Genomic DNA, 17,739 nt, shown 5'->3' with positions numbered 1-17,739 from the left:
CACTCTTCTTCAACATAACTACCTGTTATTTTTTTTAAATTGATGTAGTGTTCGTGTATATGCCGTATCGTTACGGCACAGTTTTTTGGTGCTTATCCCTTAGCTAATCAAAGGGCACTGAAGATAAAAAGCAATGCCGATAGACTGCGAGGGAGAACGCGTCATCAACTCATACACAGATAAAGTCCAATATAGAACTGCGTCGTGCATGAATCTGGCGTTCATCAATCAACCAGTAAGATACCGCCCATGCCTTCACCTGTTTTGAGCGGTTCTCTCATGCGATTGGCGTTACTGGCAATGGTCACCCTCATGTTGCTGGTGATGTTCACTTTCACATGCACAAATGCCATCGCTCGAGAAGCCCCTCTTTTTTTAGTCGCCAATCCTGACGTCGCCACCCGATGGTTGAATCGCGATACTACCCGCGCGATTTTTGCGATGCGTCAACGCACATGGCCGGATGGTCAAGCTGTCAGAGTCTACGTTTTAAATAACAGTGATCCTGTGCATGCTCGCTTCACCAAAGAGAAATTAGCGGTTTATCCGCACCAGCTTCAGTTAGCCTGGGATCGCATGGTCTTCTCAGGAACCGGCCAAGCCCCAAACCGCGTCGCTGACCAGGCAGAGATGCTCAAGCACGTTGCCACGACACCCGGCGCCATAGGCTACCTTGAAAGGGAGTATCTGGATGATAGTATCCAAGTTATCTCAATGGAGTGAATACCGTGCTGTTACCGCTCTGTTAAGCGTTGTCATATTAGGGGTTCCTACCCACGCCCATAGCGGTGAAGACGTTATGGATACTCTGCAGATGCATGGCTTTCTTAGTCAGGCGTTAGTCATTACTGATGATAACAATTTTTTTGGGCCCAGCAGCCAAGATGAAGGTAGTTTCGAGTTCACCGAAATCGGTCTCAACGTCTCATTACGCCCTCATCAGGATGTGTTACTGGCCGCACAAATGCTAAGCCGCCGTGCCGGTGGCGAAAGTAGTGATGCTTATCCAGAGCTTGACTATGGCCTTATTGATTACCAAATGGTTTCCGATCAGCAGCGCACCTTTGGTATTCAGCTAGGCAGAATTAAAAATCCGTTTGGGTTCTACAATCAAACGCGCGATGTAGCATTTACACGCCCTAGCATACTGTTACCCCAATCACTTTATTTTGACCGCACCCGTTCACTAGCTCTAACAGGGGATGGACTAACGTTCTACCTGGAAGAGCGATTGGATAACGGCGTTATAAGAGGTCAGCTTGGTTTAGGGATACCCCAGGCTGACGGTGGCTTAAACCAGACGCTTCAGTTGCATCGTATCCGGGGCTCTTTCGATCCACAGCAATCTGGCATTGCACAAGTACGCTATGAGCATGATGCAGGACGTATTGTTGCGGCTCTAAGCCATGCCCATGTCAGATCCCAAATAGATACCCATTCCCCCAGCGTGAGTGATGGAGACTTTTACTTTAGGCCCTGGGTATTTTCGTTGCAGTATAATCAAGAACTCTGGAGTCTAACGGCTGAGTATGCACTGCGCCGCTCAGGGTTAAAAAATTTCAATCAACCGGCTTTAAATTTCGATACGACCGGTGAAAGTTGGTATGTGCAGTATACGCGGCGCTTTTATAACGATTGGCAGTGGTTAATACGTTATGACAGCTTGGTCAGTAACCGTGATGATGCGTCAGGTAAAGCCTTTGAAGCTAGTGGCCTGGGGCCTGATCATTCTCAGTTTGCAGATGACTTAACCTTTGGCTTGCAGTGGACGCCGCACCCTCAGGTAATGCTGGCAGGCGAATACCATCATGTGGACGGTACTGGCTGGCTGCCTCCTCAGGACAATCCGGATTCATCAGCCACCAGCCGACACTGGAACATGTGGTTGTTCCAGTTATCGTTGCGTTTCTGATGCATTACTCGATCCTGGCTAGGATGCCACTGCGATGAAGATACACTCCCTTTTTCAAATCCCACAGCGCCTTAGCCTGACCTGGCGTGTTATCGCGTTGAGCAGCCTACTGCTTTTAGCATTAGTTAGCCTATTTACTTGGCTGGGTCACGAAAACCTCACCCGCCAGTTTCAGGAAAGCCGAAACCAACACCATGAACGTCAACAGCGTGAAATTCATTTAGCCTTAACGCGCTCCTCCGAGAATTTACGTCAATTAGCCGGATTGACCGCTGCTTCAGCAAGTTTAGGCTCACCTTTACAAGCAGGAAATACCATTGATGTGGAGCAAGCGCTGAATTCCCAGTGGCCTGCACTCCAGCTTGAGGCGGGAATCGATGAAATTTTAATCATTAATACGCGTGGCCAAGTCTTGGGCAAATGGGGCTTCGGCAATGCCGAAGCACAGCTACCCATACTCAGTTGGGTACAACGAGTCATGGATACAGAACGACCACTAACCACGCTTCGCTGTGCCGTTAGCTGCCAACAATTTGCTGCAGTGCCGGTACTGGTAGAGGGAGAAAGTGTCGGTATGGTCGTACTATCCCGCTCATTAGCGGATGTCACTCGACAGGCGAAGGAAGTCTCTGGCAGCGAAGTCGCTTTACTGGTCACAGGCGCGGCTGAAGACAGTAATATCACCGCCCCACGACAACTAAAGGCATGGAATGGGTATCTGTTAGCGCTCACCAGTGAAGAACAAAGCTTGGCACCGTTGCAGCGGGCAGCAGAAGCCGCGACAGTGGACCGTTTAATCGAAGCACCGTTACGCTTTGAGCATACTGGCAGATATTTGGAGCTTAGTGCTGTCCGCATGGAGGAGAGCAGCGAGCACAGCAACAGTGGTTACTTCTTGCTGATATCGGATATTACCGAGCAAATTAATGCCATCCATAACGATACACGTATCCTATTGTTCGTTGGTGTGCTTGGCTGGATTGCCGCTGAATTACTACTGCTCATCATACTGCTTGGCCCCATGGCACGGCTGCGTAGAGTCGCAGGCTTGCTACCCATACTGGCGAGTGGGCAATTTAGCGATATACGCTCCGCCCTTCCCAATCATCGCCATCGCATTGCAGACGAGATAGATATACTCGAAGTCACCACGCTTGAGCTTTCTCATCAACTCGAAAGGCTAGAAAGCGAAGTACAAGAACGCGGTAACCAATTAGCTGAGCGTATTGACGAGCTGGCCCAAGAGCGTGATTTCGTCAATAGCTTACTGGATACCGCCCAAGTATTTATCGTTGCCCAAGACAGCGCAGGACGCATCAGCCTAGTCAATGAGTACACTCAATTAATGTTGGGAGAAAGGGAAGCTTCCCTGCTTGGGCGCACTTTTGTAGATGTCTTCGAGGCTGGTGTCACCACAGCGAATACCGTTGCCCTTCCTCAACAAGAAGAGAAAACGCTGCGCACCCCCGATCATCATCTCCACACTATCGCTTGGTATCATGCGCCTTTGCATACGTGTAACGAGGAAACGGTATCGCGCATTTCCGTTGGCCTTGATATCACCGAACGCAAGGCCGCCGAAGCGCGGCTAACCTGGCTTGCCGAACGAGACCCGCTGACCGAGCTATACAACCGACGCTACTTCCAACATGCACTGCAAATCGCCATTGAACGCTCTGCCACTGCTAAAGGAGCGGTACTGCTGCTGGACTTGGATCAGTTCAAGGAGATTAACGAGCTGAGTGGCCACCACGTGGGCGACAAATTGTTGCGTGAAGTGGCCGATATACTCTTCCATAAGCTAGGCCGCCGTGGCGTCATCGCCCGCTTAGGGGGTGACGAGTTTTCGCTGCTACTCGAAGATACCAATGCCGACCAAGCAGTAACAGTCGCGCAATATATCGTTCAGCTGCTAGACGGTATCGGCTTTGTGGTCGGAGAGCGTCGGCATCGCGTGACGGCGAGTATTGGTATTGCGCTGTTTCCCACCCATGGGAATACGCCAGCCGATCTGATGGCGAGCGCCGATGTAGCTATGTACAAAGCGAAAGAGAGTGGTCTTCAGCACTGGCACCTTCTTTCTAAAGCGGAGAATGCCAAAGATGAGCTGCAGGATCGCGTCTACTGGGTTGAGCGGATACGCAGTGCGCTGGAGGCAGACAGTTTCGAGCTAATGGTTCAACCTATCATTAGGCTAGAAGATCAAGACATAAAACATTACGAAGTACTGCTGCGAATTCGCAACGCAGATGGCAGCCTGGTTTCTCCCGCACACTTTATTCCTATCGCCGAACAGAGCGGCCAAATCGTGTTGATTGATCGTTGGGTAGTGCGGCACAGTTTAAAAGCACTCAGCCAACTGCAGGATCAAGGCATCACATTTGCAGTTAACCTTTCCGGCCAGTCCTTGCATGATGAGGGGCTAAAGCAATATTTAGCCGAGGAAATAACCGCCAGCGGCGCTGACCCTCACCATTTAATATTGGAAGTGACAGAGACTGCAGCGGTTACCGATTTTTCTGCTGCACGTGGTGTATTACAAGCCGTGCGCAGCCTAGGGTGCCGCACCGCTCTGGATGATTTTGGTGTTGGTTTTAGTAGCTTTCACTACCTTGGGCAGCTACCCGTTGATTACATTAAGATAGACGGCTCTTTTATTCGCAGTTTGTTAATTAGCCCCGACAGCCGCGTTATCGTTCGCGCTATAGCGGATATAGCCAAAGGCTTTGGTAAGCAAACTATTGCTGAGTTCGTTGACCAAGAAGCATTGTTGCCCATATTAAAAGGCTATGGAATAACATATGGGCAAGGGTACCATTTAGGTAAGCCCACCAAACTTACCGAAGAATTTTTTGGAATCAGTTACTTATAATAGAAGCAGTTTAAATTTCATTCTTGGACTGAAAAGGATAGCGCGTGATGTCTTCACCTCGTATAGCAACAAATAGGGAAGCACCTTCAGCATTACTGGAAAGGTTTATTCAAGAATTTAAATTTAAACTGTGTATCACTGAGCAGGAAAAGCATAAAGTTTACCGTTTAAGGCATGAGGTTTACTGCGAAGAGCTGCAATATGAAGAACCGACTGACCCTTACAACAAGCTCGAATATGATATTCATGATCAAAATTCTATTCATTGCTTGATTGAGCATTGCAGAACCGGCCTGGTGGCCGGATGTGTGCGAATCGTCATTCCAAAGCCTTCTAGCCCTCAGCCGCTAAACCAGCTTCCTTTACAGGCATATGGCAGTCAGAGCCTAACACATCCGGAATTCCATCCCGAAAAGCTGGCTATAAACAGTTACTATGAAATTTCTCGTCTTGCCGTTAACCCTCTATTCAGAACCAAAGCAAAAGAAAAAGAAAAAGACATTTTAGCAAACACAAGCACTAGTACCTTTTTCTCCGTAGAAGAAAGGCAGCTATTCTCATTGCTGGCAAGCGGGCTATTCATTACAGGTTATTCATTAGGAAAGCAGCTAGGTAAAATACAGGTGTTTGCCATGATGGAACCTAGCCTGCCTCGGCTTCTTGCGCTAACAGGGTTTCACTTCACCAAGGTAGGAGAAACCATTAACTTTCATGGTAGAAGAAGCGCCTACTACATAGATAAGCAAAAAGCAGAAAGTGGTTTAAAGAAAACGTTGCTACCTTTATATCTGCACATACAACAAACTCTCGCCCCTCAGTTAGAAGAAATGCTGGCCCAAGAAGCCAGCATTTCTCTTACTATGTAAATAATAATGCGTAAATAAAAACACCTATTATAAACGCAGGGTCTAAGCGTCGACGCATAGGGCTAAGCTTCGGCGGTTGAGCTCCCACGATCATCCAAAGCGTTCGAACGCTTAAAATCATTAACCGTAACGCTGGTAAATTTCTCCAAGAAAAATACTAGCGTTTCGGGATATCGAAAGCGCTCTACAAAGCGCTCTTGACCTTCTTGCGAACGCCGCGTCACGCTCGCTTGATAGCCGCTATTAGATTTTGTCACTTTAACGCTATTTTCTCGAGCACCATCACTGGTAACAGCGGTTAGGGAAGAGTTACTCGTTAGTAAGGCATCAAGCTGCTGGGCAGCCGTATGTTCTTCTTCAGTCGCCCAAAGAGGTTGATCGCGATCCCCGTAGTGGAAAAGCATAATTACCAACATGACGGAAAAAATACTGCTGGTCAGCATCCAGGTTAATAAAACGCTCGATAACGGTGTGGTGAGCATTATGACTAACTGAATCGCAATACCCACTGCTAGTATTCCCGCCAACGGCCTCCACATACGCGGGTTCATAAACCGCCGCTTCAAGGTATACCCCCACAGCCCAAGCACTGCTAATGCGCCCACCAGCAAATACACGGGAGAGAGCAGCGTCCCGCCACCTGCTAATAAGGCAATGACACCGATGATAAGTATCACTGTGTAGAAAGCTGCTAATAGGCGGTAAGCGCGGTCTAGATTCATCAGTCAATCTCCATGCTTAACGGCCGGTGTCATGAGTGATGTGCCGGCCTTTGTTTTTATCGGCTATGGTTCTCGTCATGCTTTATGCAGTATAGGCAATGTTGTGACTTCTACACGCCACGCCGCGTCAACGGCTTAATTTAAGTTTATATTAAAGCCCCTGGGCGCCCCGACGCAGCCAATCATGCACAAACGCCAGCTTGCGACGAGCGTTCTCAGAAAGCACAAAGGGATAGAGGTCCGGCAAGCCCATGGAGCGGTTAACATGATTAACGCCAACGGTGAGCGCCGCTGCCACGTAAATCAAGCGATCTGCATCTGGCTCCGCATATGGCTCCCACTGATGACTGGGCAGCTCTGGTGAAGAGAGATTGGATGCTGCAAAGCTATCGGCGATATCGGTTAAATGCAGCAAGTGCGCGGCCGTCTCGGCCCAATCCTCATGGGGGTGTGCAGATGCGTAAGTGGTTAAATAACGCTCTTTCCAATCAGGGGGCGGTCCGTTTTGATAGTGGCGTTGGAGCGCGGCGGTGTAATCCTGGCGCTCGTCACCAAACATTTCCCGGAAAGCAGCAAGAAAATCTTCGCGCAAGCTAAGCCGCCACCAAAGCATATGCGATATTTCATGGCGCATGTGGCCAATCATAGTGCGGTAAGGCTCTTCTAACGCCTCACGCCGTGTTGTCACCAGTACAGGATCTACCTCGGCCACGCTGATGGTGACGACACCTTCAATGTGCCCCATGGGCACGGGCTTTTTGCCTTCCGCTAGAAGATGAAAAATCGGCGGCGCGCCTGGGTCTTCGGGGCGGAACCAGTGCCAGCGGCCCAGGTTATCCAGCACCCAGCGCTTCGCCGCTTCGGTTTGAGCCCAGTTCGGAATCGCGTTAGGAAGGCTGGGGTCGGGCGCCAGCGCAGTCATCGCACAAGAGCGGCAAAAAGCGCCCTGTTCGGGCGCTATCCAATTACAACCGATGATGTCTCGATTAATACAAAATGGCGGCATAGGCACAAAAGCCCGGGCCTGGGGATCATAGGCGACGGGGACACCGTCAGCCGTCGTAAGATTGTCGAACCAAAGAGAGCCGGAGCCGACGGGGTTAGCAAATACGCGCATGCGGTAGAGCTCCTGAAAACGAGGAAAAGAGATCATCAAATAAACTGTTGAGCTTTCTCTTCTCCTAAATCCTAATAAAAAGTGCTGCGCCTATTTATTCATTGCAATACTGTTCATTTCAAAGCTATTTCATTTCAAAGCCACGCTTGATCAAGAAGTCACGCATATGCGGGCGCAGCTTGGTATCGAAAAGTGGCTTGAGATTATGCGACCAATCGGTATTTTTATTACTGCTGCTACGCGCTTGATAGTAAGCCTGCATAGTGGCATCAAAACGTTTCACCTGCTCACCGTCTTCAGTGTAGTAGTCTTCTTTTAGAACCGCTTCCACTGGTAGGCGCGGTTTTACTTCAGGATCATGATCCGGGTAGCCAAGACACATACCAAACACGGGATAAACATGCTCAGGTAGGCGTAATAGATCACTAATTGCTTGGGGATTATTACGTATGCCGCCGATATAGCAGATACCCAACCCTTCAGACTCAGCTGCCACTGCAACGTTTTGCGCCATCAGCGCCGTATCTACCGTCGCTACTAACAGTTGTTCAGTCATGCCGCGCACTACGTTCGCACCCGTCTTCTCAGATGCCTCAGTAGGCCGTTTCATATCGGCGCAAAACACTAAAAAGTCGGCACAGGTCGCAATGTATCCTTGACCTCCCGCCAGTTCCGCAATCTGTTCGCGATTAGCCTGATTTTTAACATGGATAACGGTATATGCCTGAACATGGCTGGACGTAGCAGCGCCCTGCCCGGCCTTGATAAGCTCAATGAGCAATTCCCGTGGGATCTGGCGGTCGCTGAATTTACGGATCGAACGGTGGGATTTAAGTAACTCAATAACGTCGTTCATGGTACCTCGTCTTGGCATATTGGCTGTCGCTAGTAAGCGCTAGAACCACCTAGCATAACTCCCTTATCCTATCGGCTATGCCAAAACCTCACCAGTTTTTGCCAGCATCGAATGCCAATCGCTCTTCTGCCGATGGTTGCACCATGGCTGCCTTTTAAGTGCCCTCTTTTTAGTGCCGTGGCTCTGATTCTCTTTGTTGTTTCTTGCTCCAGCGCTCCAGCAGTAGATACACCATGCACGCCAGCCCCAGCGGGAACAAAAAATAGAGCGCGCGATAGCCGATCAAAGCAGCGATAATCTCGCTCGTGGACACTTGATGTTGCAACAAAGCGATGAACACAGCTTCAAGCACACCCAGGCCTGCGGGAATATGGGTCACCACCCCCGCAATACTGCTGACAAGAAGAATACCGAGAATAGTAGGATAGAAAACGCCCTGGGGTAGCAGTAGGTAGACAAGCGCGGCCATCAAGGACCAATTAGCTGCGCCTAACAACATTTGGAGCAGAGCTAGTCGTAGCGAAGGGAGAACGATTTCATGACCCCGCCATTGCCAGGTGCGTCGCCGTGAATAACGACACGCTGACAGATAGAAAAGGCAAACAAGCAATAAACCCGCCCCAATAAACTGCAACCCTAGCGTGCCAACTTGCCAGTGCGCAGGCAACTCAATCAGCCTAAGCGTAAATAGCGTTCCGGCAAGCAGCATATAGCCCAGCCAATTGGTGGTTAAGCTCACACTCAGCACACGCGTCACGGTCGCCACGTTCAGGCCAAACTTTGTGTATAGCCGATAGCGCAAGGCAATGCCGCCAACCCAGGCGCCCAGGTTGAGGTTAAAGGCGTAGCATACGAAGGCTAACGGCAGCACCTCCTTGATCGGCAGCTCATGGCCGGTATAAAACTTGCCCAGCAGATCATAACTACTGAAGACGGCAAAGCTTGCGGCAGTAATACCAAGCCCCATCATGACCAGGGCGGGACTATAGCCGCGCAGCGTTTCGATGACAGCCTGCCAGTCCATGTTCCGGACTAGTGAAAATAATAAGATCGCGACCACCATAAAGAGAAGCAAAGTAACGCCATGCTTCAGCCAACGCCCCCAGGCATTGCGCAGTTTAGCGCTCGCTTTTTTGCTGTTTGGCTGCATCCGGCTCACTCCTCTGCACGCTTGTGTTTGTGCTTCCGAGACCTGGGCGCCAACGTTTCCATCCGAGCCACATGAGCGGGTAACCATCCCATTCGCCTGGGAAAATGACGCAGGAAATGAAAACTCACGAACATAAGCGGCGCCCGCCACCAGCGGCCTTTTTCCGCGACTTCGGTTGTTATCCTTTTACAATTGCTCTCGATAAGCTCAGATAGGTGTTTATGGATCTGTTGGTTGAGCCCAGCGTCGCAAACGAACAAATTGGCTTCCAGGTTCAGTGACAGGCTGAGTGGATCGAGATTGCTTGACCCCACCGTTGACCATTCATGATCAACAATCGCGATCTTTCCGTGTAAAGGGTGCTCGGTATACTCGAAAATGCTAATGCCCTGCTGCAACATATAGCTGTAAAGCGAGCTGGAAAACATTCTAGCCCAGGGCATATCGGGACGACCCTGCAAGATCAGCGTGACGTTAACGCCCCGTCGCGCCGCGTTTCGCAATTCATGAAAAAGACGATAACTGGGAAAGAAGTAGGCATTAGCAATGACTAGATGTGACTTTGCCGAACGAAAAGCCTGGAGATAATGCTCTTCGATATCATTACGGTGAAGGCTGTTATCACGAATAGCCAGACGTATAGCGGCGCTGCCAGCGGGGGAAGGCAATGCCCGAATCTGCGGCAGCCCCTGTACCGCTTGATGCTCTACCAGTAGCGCTCCAGCAGCATCACGAATGTCCATTACAATCGGGCCCCGCACTCGCAAGCCATAATCTTGCTTGCCCATGACATATTTGTCGGGTAGGTGATCGGCGCCGAAGTTGATACCACCGATAAAAGCCACATCGCCATCCACCACGACGATCTTTCGGTGAAGACGGCGAAACAGGTTAGTACGCATACCGAACAAGCGCGGTTTGGGGTCATAAACATGCAGGTGAATGCCAGCGTCTATCAGCTCTGTTATGTAGTCGTTGTCCAGATCCGCTGTCCCATAGCCGTCTACGGTGACGTCAATACGTACCTGCCTAGCGGCAGCGTCAAGTAGAGCCTCCTTAAGCTCCTGTCCTACTTCATCATTGAAAATGATGAAGGTTTCAATTAATACTTCTTCGCGAGCCGAACGAATGCAGTCAAATACGCTATTAAAATACTGACTTCCATTGATTAGCAATTCAGCTTCGTTACTCTCCGTCCATTGGAAATTCACAAGCATATCTCGGCAATGAGTGGTACGTGATCAGACAGGTGAGTCCAGGGTTTTCGAGACAATGCGCGGGGATTACGCACTGAAACGTTACGCACATAGATACGATCAAGGCACAATAGCGGCCAGCGCGCCGGAAACGACTTCGCTGGGTGACCATAATGGTGCACGAATGCTTCAAACAGCCCACATTCCGTCAGCACATGGTCTGCCTGACGCCGCCAGTCATTGAAGTCTCCCGCGACAATAACCGGCTCGTCATCCGGCAAGGTGTCGAGCAGTTCACACAGTAGCTTCATTTGCGCTAGGCGATGTCCCTGCCGTAACCCGAGATGAACGCAAACGGCATGCACCCCACTGTGGCCGGGCACATCCAGTTGGCAATGGAGCAGGCCACGTTTTTCGGTGTCCCGAATGGAGACATCCTTATTGTCGTACTGCAGTATCGGGTAGTGGGATAACAGCGCGTTGCCATGATCGCCATGAGGGTAAACAGCGTTACGACCATAGGCAAAATCTGGCCATAACGTGTCAGCGAGGTATTCGTACTGGGGCACGCTGGGCCAGTCATGAAAGCGAACCGCATGTTTTTGGTGCTCGCCTATCACTTCCTGGAGAAAGACCAAGTCTGCGGATAGGGTCGTTACCGCCTCACGCAGCTCCGGCAGAATATGACGTCGATTAAATACATTGAATCCCTTGTGCACATTGAGCGTCATGACCTGTAACGACGCGACAGGCGTAATAAGTCGTGTCCCCTTTGTTGCAGACTGTTCCTTGGCGCTCACCGAACACTCCCCTTCTGCTCCATGACATGGCCCATAAGGCAACCCATCAAGGAAAAGCGTAGCAGGAGAGCCTTGGTCTTGCCTTTTACCGGCCGCTTCTTGAAGCCAATGGCAATCGCTGGAGAGCAACGCGACAGAATAAATCACAACAAATGTATTATCGCCCCGCGTATACCGCGTTGATCAATCCATAATTTGCCTAACGTAATGGGAAGCTTAAAACGACGCTTTCCCGCCGCACCTGGATTAAAGAGCAACTTTCCTGACTGGGTTTCGTTGCGAGGTTTGTGAGAATGCCCGTGCAGAACGGCATCGCAAGGAGTCGATGGGTCAAAATCCGCTAAACGATGAACAAGGTGCAGATGATGGTCATTTACCATGATGTCCTGATGCAGCGGCAAGCTCCCCGCCCATGCTGCCGTGTCGATATTGCCCTGCACGCAGTGAACCGGCGCCAGAGTTTCCAGGTGTTCCAAGATCGCTTTATCCTCTTCTTTGTTGCCTACGTCTCCCAAGTGCAGAATTAGCTCGCACCCCTGCAGCAGAACAAGTGCTTCATCACGCAACAACCCGTGAGTATCGGCAATAAGTCCGACGGGAGAAGCAATACTGTAACTCGGCATTGATGAGTTCATTAATACGGTTTTCTCGCTTTTTTGCACTTTATTGTCGTAACAATTTCGTCGCTGTTATTGATAGAACGCTACGTAACATTACTCAAATAGATCATATTTTTAAATAAACAGAAATGTCGTGATGTAATTGCTTTAGATTTTCGTTATCTATCTAATAAGTTAAGCAACAGCAAGCTATACTATGCTGGCTACCATTATATGATTGCCCCTTGATGGAATAACAACGACGCCAGGAAGCCGACATGACCAATATTTCTCCAAACGCACCCAGGCAAGAGTGGAACGCCAATGGCTACGCCCAGAATGCTAATTTTGTACCTAAACTAGGCAGCGAAGTCGTCAAACTGTTAGCGCCTCAACCTGGTGAACGCATCTTGGATCTTGGCTGTGGCGATGGCGCGTTGACAGAGCGCTTAGTGCAATTAGGGGCTGATGTACTAGGGATTGATGCTTCAGAAGAGATGGTGGAAGCAGCACGACAGCGTGGCATTACCGCACGCGTGGTCGATGGTCATCAGTTGCCCTTTGATCACGAATTTGACGCAGTGTTTAGCAACGCGGCGCTGCACTGGATGCTTGATCCCCAGGCTGTTTTGGCAGGGGTTAAGCGGGCGTTGAAGCCTGGGGGTCGGTTTGTGGCCGAGTTTGGTGGCCATGGCAACGTAGCCGCCATCTGCACCGCGCTGATTGCCGCCCTGCAGTTTCGGGGCATTAGCGCGCGCGGGCGCCATCCCTGGTACTTTCCTACCACACATGAGTACGGCCGCATACTGGAAACAGTAGGCTTCAAAGTAGAAAGCATTGAGCTGATTCCTCGCCCCACTCCTTTGCCTACGGGCATGATTGGATGGCTTGAAACGTTTGCCAGCCCGTTTTTACATGGGCTTGATGAAGACGTGCGAGAGGCCGTGCTGGAAAATACCTTAACGCTTTTAGGCCACAGCCTACGGGATGAGCAAGGAAACTGGACAGCCGATTATGTCCGTCTACGCGTTTCAGCCCGCGCATAAAACCTGACAAGCTTCTAAACAAAAAAGCCGCCGACAGTGAACGTTCACTGTCGGCGGCTTTTACTTAAACCAAGACCTAGAATTCATCCCATTCATCAGCGGTGGCCTTTTTGCTTTGCGTTGTTTGCTGGCGTGGCGCTGCTTCAATGTGCTGATTAGTGTCCTGCTCTTGCGTAACATGATGGTGAATTAGCGCACCATTGCTACTGGCACTCTCATCAATTCGGAAAGTAGCCATCAAATCGGCTAGTTCGCGGGCCTGTCCCTCTAAAGAGCTTGCGGCGGAGCTGGTTTGTTGAACGAGAGCAGCATTTTGCTGGGTCCCAGAGTCCATTTCAGTAAGTGCTGCGTTGATCTGTTCAATGCCACTATTCTGCTCTCGCGTCGCGGTCGAAATTTCACCCATCAATGCGGTGACTTGACGAATTGCATCCACTGTTTGATGAATAGTCTGCCCACTGCGCTCCGCTTGTTCGGCGCCACCGTTAATTTTCGTGGTGGTTTGCTCAATCAAGCTACGTATCTCTTTTGCCGAGTCTGCACTGCGAGTTGCTAATGAACGCACCTCGCTGGCCACCACGGCAAAGCCACGGCCTTGCTCCCCAGCACGAGCCGCCTCAACTGAGGCATTAAGTGCCAAGATGTTAGTTTGGAAGGCAATTGAATCAATCACGCCGATAATATCGTTGACTTGGCTCGCGCTAGCAGCAATCTCACGCATTAGTTGCACTGTGCGTTCTACTTCTTCACCACCTGACTCCGCAGATTGTGATGCCGTCACCGACAGCTTATCCGCCTCTTGGGCCGTTTCAGCATTTTTACTCACCGTCGTCGACATCTCTTCCATGCTGGAAGCGGTTTGCTGAAGAGCTGAAGCCTGCTGTTCTGTTCGTGAAGAGAGATCCTGGCTTCCCGCCGAAATATCACCCGCACCACTGAAGACACGCTCGCTGCTGCCTCGTAATGCTATTACCAGCTGTTTTAACTTCTCCTGCATAGCCGCTAACCCACTGAACAGCTGGCCAATTTCATTGCGGCCACGGTCCTCTATGTGCCCCGTTAAATCGCCATCGGCAATCCGAGCAAAATGCGCACTAGCGTCGCGTAGTGGCCTTACAACGCTACGCATCATTGCCCACCTAATCACCACCGCCGCCAGGAGTGAAATTACTAGCAGGGTAATGGCAATGACACCAATAACAGTGGCTAAGTGGTTCACCTGTTGAAGAACACTAGCGCCGCGTCCTTCGGTATAGGCAATAAATCCACTCATAGCCGCATCAAGCTCAGCGCTTAAAGCTCCCAGTTCTTCTTGGCGGCGCTGAATTTGAAAAGGAGCGGCCTCAAGCAATGGGGAAATACCCTCTGTCACAAAGGCTTCATAAGCGCTGATAATGGCATCACGATGTGGTGCCAAAGTGCCTTCAGGGTTGATTGGCACAGCACGAAACTCATTAAAACGTGCCTCTGCTTCAGCGACTGCCTCTACCGCCATGGCAAGGCTTTCCTGCCCTTTTTCGGGGTTGCCTTGCGTGCTAAAACTCGCCGAGCGGTCTAAGAAGGTTTGCGCTCTTAATGAGTGCACTTGTGTGCGGTTGGCTAAGTTGGTGAGTCTTACGTTGGTGGCTGTCAGTTCCTCAAGTGCTTGAGAGCTGTTGTGATTCGCATAGAACCCAAGCCCGCTGATCAACCCAATCATCAGCACCAGCAAGGCTAACGCGGCAGTCAGACTCCATTTAATAGAGAGGTGCTTCATCCGGTGATCCCTTTTTCATTTATAAGTCATTCAATTAGGTATCGGCGAAGCTCAAGACAACTAAAACGATCTGGAGTGATTTTAGACGTTTGTATAATACGCAGCATGAAAGGGAGCGATGGTTGCCTTTAAGACACCATAGCAACTTTCGGCCGATTTCGACGGTCTTGTTCAGCGACTTCCACTTGTAGCCAAGCGCCCGGCATACACGCTAATCGAGGTGCTTCGATCACACCTTGGATGTGTGCACGTGCTAGCAGTGTGGCTTTCGTATTGGCTTTCAGTGTCCCCACCACGTGACCATCAATCTCGACACCACTGCCTTCCACATAAGACGTTACATAGCCGGTGGCCGTCACCGACACCGTGTGATTAGGCGCAATGACCGTTCCCGTTACGTGCCCTTTAATGTGTACTGGCTCGTCGGCGATTACTTTGCCTGCAATACGCGTCGCCGCTCCAATTCGACTTCCGTGAAGGGGAGGCGCTAAGGCGGCCTCTACCCCGGTAGCGTCAGCTGTTACCAATGGCGGAACCTCTTCAAGAGGTTCGCTACGAGAAGGGGAAGCACTGACAGTAGATAGATGTTGCAGGCGATCAGGTAAACCAGCTATACGCTGCGTACTCTTACCACGTTTGCCATCCAATACAATCAGCATCATGGCACCCACGCCTAGAATAATAAACCATGCTTGAATACCCATACCGCTATCCTGTCGCCTCAAATGTGGTTATCCCAGTTAACGTTATACGCGCTCTAATGAGATATCGGCAGCGCGAATAGGCACCCTCACTTGGCTTAACTCTAGGCTTTGTTAAGTGAACAAGCAGATTAAAGTGCTAGATGGAAATTTTTTTAGATTAACGTGCGCCCATAAGGCGCTCTGCCGACAATTTAACAGGAGCCAACCGATGTTTAATAAAGCTAAGAATGCCTCATCAGAGAATAAATCTGCGACGCTGATCGCGAAGCCCCATTCATCGCCTCAGCACTCACCAGTCAATAATGCGCGCTCAAGCCTCTCTGTCATCGGTAGCAACACTCAAGTGGAAGGCGATATTAATAGTGACGAAGATTTGACAGTAGAAGGACGTGTCAGCGGCATCATTACCTGCAAACAGCACACTGTGACGCTGGGCGCCAATGGCTATATTAAAGGTGATATTTTTGCCCACACCTTGCATGTGTCAGGCGAAGTAAAAGGGAATCTCGTGGTACTCCACCGAGCAACAATCCATAAAGGCGCGCATGTTTCAGGCACCATTATCGCCCCTTGCCTAGTATTGGAAGATGGTAGCGCTTTTCACGGCACTATCGATATGAACCCTGACAACGAGATATTACAAAGTACTTTTAATCAAAGTACTTTTAATGATAATTCAGTCAGTGCAAAAAAGTCATCACCTCTGAGCAGTACTGACGGTGCCCCCCCTAAAAAATCAACTACCGACAAACCTGCCGCTACTAAGAGCCAAGCTGCCCAGCACGATCAAACTGAAGCGTAAACGGGTGATAGGAGCCTTGTTGTTATCTGCATGCCTAACGGTACTGGGCACATACGCTACAAGCGGGATCACGACGAACTTGAAAATGCCGCCATTGGCCGCTTAAACCGTCAAAAATGGACAGCCCCTGGTGAGCAGTGCCTGCGCCGCTTAGTAGTTTGAAGGCTTCAACCGCTTGAAAGCTGCCGATCAAGCCTACCAGTGGCGCCATGACCCCACTCTCTGCGCAACTAAGAGCTTCGTCACCACTGTCATCGGGTGGATATAAGCAAGCGTAGCAAGGGCACTCGGCATTGCGAGGGTCAAAGACGGCCAGCTGGCCTGAAAAACGAATGGCTGCGCCGGAAATCAATGGAACTCCGGCCTTTTGTGACGCCGCATTGACTGCATAACGGCTTGAAAAACGGTCGGTACAGTCCAGCACCACGTCCGCTGAAGCCACTAAGTGCTCAAGCGCTGCGCCTTCTACATGCTGGTCTATCGCCACAATGTCACCGTACGGATTCAGCGCTTGCATGCTGGCCTGGGCGGATTGGGCTTTATTGACTCCTACGCTTGCCTGCTGATGGGCAATTTGGCGTTGAAGATTAGAAAGTTCGACGTGATCGGCATCTGCGATGGTGATCCGCCCTACCCCAGCAGCCGCTAAATAAAGCGCCGCTGGCGAGCCCAAGCCGCCTGCCCCAATAATCACGGCGTGAGCAGATAGCAGGCGCTCCTGGCCCTCGATATCCACTTCGGGCAGCATGATTTGACGGCTATAGCGCAGCAGTGCCTGATCATCCATCATCGGCTTATTTATCCTCAAATTCCTCGAAGGCGGGGATGTGCAAATTGAAGCTCTCTTTCACCTCTTCCATCACCACATAACTTTTTGACTCTTTCACCCCAGGAAGCGTTAACACCACATCGCCCAACAGTTGGCGATAGGCCGACATTTCGGGAATACGGCACTTTAAAATGTAGTCAAACTGCCCTGACACAAGATGACACTCTTGAATCTGGGGTAGTTTCTCGACCGCGCGGCGGAATTCATCAAATACGGCGGGCGATTGTGTTTCTAAACTGATTTCGACAAAGACTAATAAATTGGCCTTTAAGGCACGCGGATCGAGAATTGCCTGATAGCCACGGATAATGCCAGCTTTCTCCAAGCGTTTAACGCGCTCAAGACAAGGGGTTGTGGATAACCCTACTTCCGAGGCCAAATCAACATACGAAATACGCGCATTGTCCTGCAAGCAATGCAGGATTTTAAGATCGATACGGTCCAGCGTTCTATTTTTAGGTTTCATGCCAGAGTCCTTAATGCCAAAGCCCTTCATGCGAGCCCCTTGCTAA

General features: G+C 50.4%; 17 protein-coding genes. 6 read left to right on the top strand and 11 right to left on the bottom strand.

The window, feature by feature from the left end:
- Window positions 1-249: 249 nt before the first annotated feature.
- Genes HUO07_RS00755 through HUO07_RS00740 form a run of 4 tightly spaced genes read left to right on the top strand, consistent with a single transcriptional unit; the run spans window position 250 to window position 5,650 of the window.
- Window positions 250-723, top strand: coding sequence for a hypothetical protein (locus HUO07_RS00755; protein ID WP_217908740.1), 474 nt, complete (start codon window positions 250-252; stop codon window positions 721-723).
- Window positions 692-1,912, top strand: a complete 1,221-nt coding sequence (locus HUO07_RS00750; RefSeq protein WP_246286382.1) for a hypothetical protein — start codon at window positions 692-694, stop codon at window positions 1,910-1,912. Before HUO07_RS00755 ends, HUO07_RS00750 begins: the two co-directional genes overlap by 32 nt.
- A gap of 34 nt (window positions 1,913-1,946) precedes the next feature.
- A complete protein-coding gene (locus HUO07_RS00745) occupies window positions 1,947-4,784 on the top strand; it encodes a bifunctional diguanylate cyclase/phosphodiesterase (RefSeq protein WP_176301962.1) in 2,838 nt (945 codons plus the stop codon).
- Window positions 4,785-4,831: 47 nt separating this feature from the next.
- A complete protein-coding gene (locus tag HUO07_RS00740; protein ID WP_176301961.1) occupies window positions 4,832-5,650 on the top strand; it encodes a PEP-CTERM/exosortase system-associated acyltransferase in 819 nt (272 codons plus the stop codon).
- 62 nt (window positions 5,651-5,712) lie between these two features.
- Here HUO07_RS00740 and HUO07_RS00735 read toward each other — a convergent pair whose 3' ends face one another.
- The 7 genes from HUO07_RS00735 to HUO07_RS00705 all read right to left on the bottom strand — a co-directional run bounded on the left by HUO07_RS00735 (window position 5,713) and on the right by HUO07_RS00705 (window position 12,126).
- The gene (locus tag HUO07_RS00735; protein WP_176301960.1) at window positions 5,713-6,372 is read right to left on the bottom strand and encodes a hypothetical protein; all 660 of its coding nucleotides are present in this window, start codon (window positions 6,370-6,372) and stop codon (window positions 5,713-5,715) included.
- A 151-nt stretch (window positions 6,373-6,523) separates the two neighbouring features.
- Window positions 6,524-7,489: a zinc-binding metallopeptidase family protein gene (locus tag HUO07_RS00730; RefSeq protein WP_176301959.1), complete on the bottom strand. Its 966-nt coding sequence runs from the start codon at window positions 7,487-7,489 to the stop codon at window positions 6,524-6,526.
- Between the two features lie 124 nt (window positions 7,490-7,613).
- Window positions 7,614-8,345: an oxygen-insensitive NADPH nitroreductase gene (gene nfsA / locus HUO07_RS00725; RefSeq protein ID WP_176301958.1), complete on the bottom strand. Its 732-nt coding sequence runs from the start codon at window positions 8,343-8,345 to the stop codon at window positions 7,614-7,616.
- Window positions 8,346-8,514: 169 nt separating this feature from the next.
- The gene (locus HUO07_RS00720) at window positions 8,515-9,495 is read right to left on the bottom strand and encodes a lysylphosphatidylglycerol synthase domain-containing protein (protein WP_176301957.1); all 981 of its coding nucleotides are present in this window, start codon (window positions 9,493-9,495) and stop codon (window positions 8,515-8,517) included.
- Between the two features lie 5 nt (window positions 9,496-9,500).
- The gene (clsB, locus tag HUO07_RS00715; protein WP_176301956.1) at window positions 9,501-10,712 is read right to left on the bottom strand and encodes a cardiolipin synthase ClsB; all 1,212 of its coding nucleotides are present in this window, start codon (window positions 10,710-10,712) and stop codon (window positions 9,501-9,503) included.
- Complete coding sequence (locus HUO07_RS00710) at window positions 10,703-11,491, bottom strand: endonuclease/exonuclease/phosphatase family protein (RefSeq protein ID WP_348534231.1); 789 nt, start codon at window positions 11,489-11,491, stop codon at window positions 10,703-10,705. The genes clsB and HUO07_RS00710 overlap by 10 nt, the downstream gene beginning before the upstream one ends.
- 143 nt (window positions 11,492-11,634) lie before the next feature.
- Window positions 11,635-12,126 carry a metallophosphoesterase family protein gene (locus HUO07_RS00705; protein WP_246286381.1) on the bottom strand — a complete coding sequence of 164 codons (492 nt, stop codon included), beginning with the start codon at window positions 12,124-12,126 and terminating at the stop codon, window positions 11,635-11,637.
- Between the two features lie 242 nt (window positions 12,127-12,368).
- On the opposite strand from HUO07_RS00705, the gene HUO07_RS00700 reads away from it, so the two are divergent.
- Window positions 12,369-13,136 carry a class I SAM-dependent methyltransferase gene (locus HUO07_RS00700; RefSeq protein ID WP_176301955.1) on the top strand — a complete coding sequence of 256 codons (768 nt, stop codon included), beginning with the start codon at window positions 12,369-12,371 and terminating at the stop codon, window positions 13,134-13,136.
- Between the two features lie 76 nt (window positions 13,137-13,212).
- Here the strand turns inward: HUO07_RS00700 and HUO07_RS00695 are convergent, their stop codons facing one another.
- Entirely contained in the window at window positions 13,213-14,892 is a 1,680-nt protein-coding gene (locus HUO07_RS00695; RefSeq protein ID WP_176301954.1) for a methyl-accepting chemotaxis protein, read from the bottom strand.
- A 128-nt stretch (window positions 14,893-15,020) separates the two neighbouring features.
- Window positions 15,021-15,596: a bactofilin family protein gene (locus HUO07_RS00690; protein ID WP_176301953.1), complete on the bottom strand. Its 576-nt coding sequence runs from the start codon at window positions 15,594-15,596 to the stop codon at window positions 15,021-15,023.
- 208 nt (window positions 15,597-15,804) lie between these two features.
- On the opposite strand from HUO07_RS00690, the gene HUO07_RS00685 reads away from it, so the two are divergent.
- Window positions 15,805-16,398 carry a bactofilin family protein gene (locus HUO07_RS00685; RefSeq protein WP_176301952.1) on the top strand — a complete coding sequence of 198 codons (594 nt, stop codon included), beginning with the start codon at window positions 15,805-15,807 and terminating at the stop codon, window positions 16,396-16,398.
- 34 nt (window positions 16,399-16,432) lie between these two features.
- Here HUO07_RS00685 and HUO07_RS00680 read toward each other — a convergent pair whose 3' ends face one another.
- Together HUO07_RS00680 and HUO07_RS00675 are read right to left on the bottom strand one after the other, a co-directional pair.
- Window positions 16,433-17,188 carry a HesA/MoeB/ThiF family protein gene (locus HUO07_RS00680; RefSeq protein WP_176301951.1) on the bottom strand — a complete coding sequence of 252 codons (756 nt, stop codon included), beginning with the start codon at window positions 17,186-17,188 and terminating at the stop codon, window positions 16,433-16,435.
- 4 nt (window positions 17,189-17,192) lie between these two features.
- Window positions 17,193-17,693 (bottom strand): Lrp/AsnC ligand binding domain-containing protein, encoded by a 501-nt coding sequence (locus tag HUO07_RS00675; RefSeq protein ID WP_035560378.1) that lies wholly within the window; start codon window positions 17,691-17,693, stop codon window positions 17,193-17,195.
- Window positions 17,694-17,739 lie beyond the last annotated feature (46 nt).

The organism is Vreelandella maris (assembly GCF_013371085.1).
GTDB classification, from domain to species: domain Bacteria; phylum Pseudomonadota; class Gammaproteobacteria; order Pseudomonadales; family Halomonadaceae; genus Vreelandella; species Vreelandella maris.
This window is presented reverse-complemented; position numbering and strand designations above follow the sequence as displayed.

Bases quoted from the DNA above. Each gene is read 5' to 3' on its own strand.
- HUO07_RS00740 (WP_176301961.1), top strand. From the start codon at position 4,832: ATGTCTTCACCTCGTATAGCAACAAATAGGGAAGCACCTTCAGCATTA.
- clsB (WP_176301956.1), bottom strand. From the start codon at position 10,712: ATGCTTGTGAATTTCCAATGGACGGAGAGTAACGAAGCTGAATTGCTA.
- HUO07_RS00675 (WP_035560378.1), bottom strand. From the start codon at position 17,693: ATGAAACCTAAAAATAGAACGCTGGACCGTATCGATCTTAAAATCCTG.
- HUO07_RS00755 (WP_217908740.1), top strand. From the start codon at position 250: ATGCCTTCACCTGTTTTGAGCGGTTCTCTCATGCGATTGGCGTTACTG.
- HUO07_RS00690 (WP_176301953.1), bottom strand. From the start codon at position 15,596: ATGGGTATTCAAGCATGGTTTATTATTCTAGGCGTGGGTGCCATGATG.
- HUO07_RS00735 (WP_176301960.1), bottom strand. From the start codon at position 6,372: ATGAATCTAGACCGCGCTTACCGCCTATTAGCAGCTTTCTACACAGTG.
- HUO07_RS00685 (WP_176301952.1), top strand. From the start codon at position 15,805: ATGTTTAATAAAGCTAAGAATGCCTCATCAGAGAATAAATCTGCGACG.
- HUO07_RS00745 (WP_176301962.1), top strand. From the start codon at position 1,947: ATGAAGATACACTCCCTTTTTCAAATCCCACAGCGCCTTAGCCTGACC.
- HUO07_RS00695 (WP_176301954.1), bottom strand. From the start codon at position 14,892: ATGAAGCACCTCTCTATTAAATGGAGTCTGACTGCCGCGTTAGCCTTG.
- HUO07_RS00680 (WP_176301951.1), bottom strand. From the start codon at position 17,188: ATGATGGATGATCAGGCACTGCTGCGCTATAGCCGTCAAATCATGCTG.
- HUO07_RS00730 (WP_176301959.1), bottom strand. From the start codon at position 7,489: ATGCGCGTATTTGCTAACCCCGTCGGCTCCGGCTCTCTTTGGTTCGAC.
- HUO07_RS00750 (WP_246286382.1), top strand. From the start codon at position 692: ATGATAGTATCCAAGTTATCTCAATGGAGTGAATACCGTGCTGTTACC.
- HUO07_RS00705 (WP_246286381.1), bottom strand. From the start codon at position 12,126: ATGAACTCATCAATGCCGAGTTACAGTATTGCTTCTCCCGTCGGACTT.
- HUO07_RS00700 (WP_176301955.1), top strand. From the start codon at position 12,369: ATGACCAATATTTCTCCAAACGCACCCAGGCAAGAGTGGAACGCCAAT.
- nfsA (WP_176301958.1), bottom strand. From the start codon at position 8,345: ATGAACGACGTTATTGAGTTACTTAAATCCCACCGTTCGATCCGTAAA.
- HUO07_RS00720 (WP_176301957.1), bottom strand. From the start codon at position 9,495: ATGCAGCCAAACAGCAAAAAAGCGAGCGCTAAACTGCGCAATGCCTGG.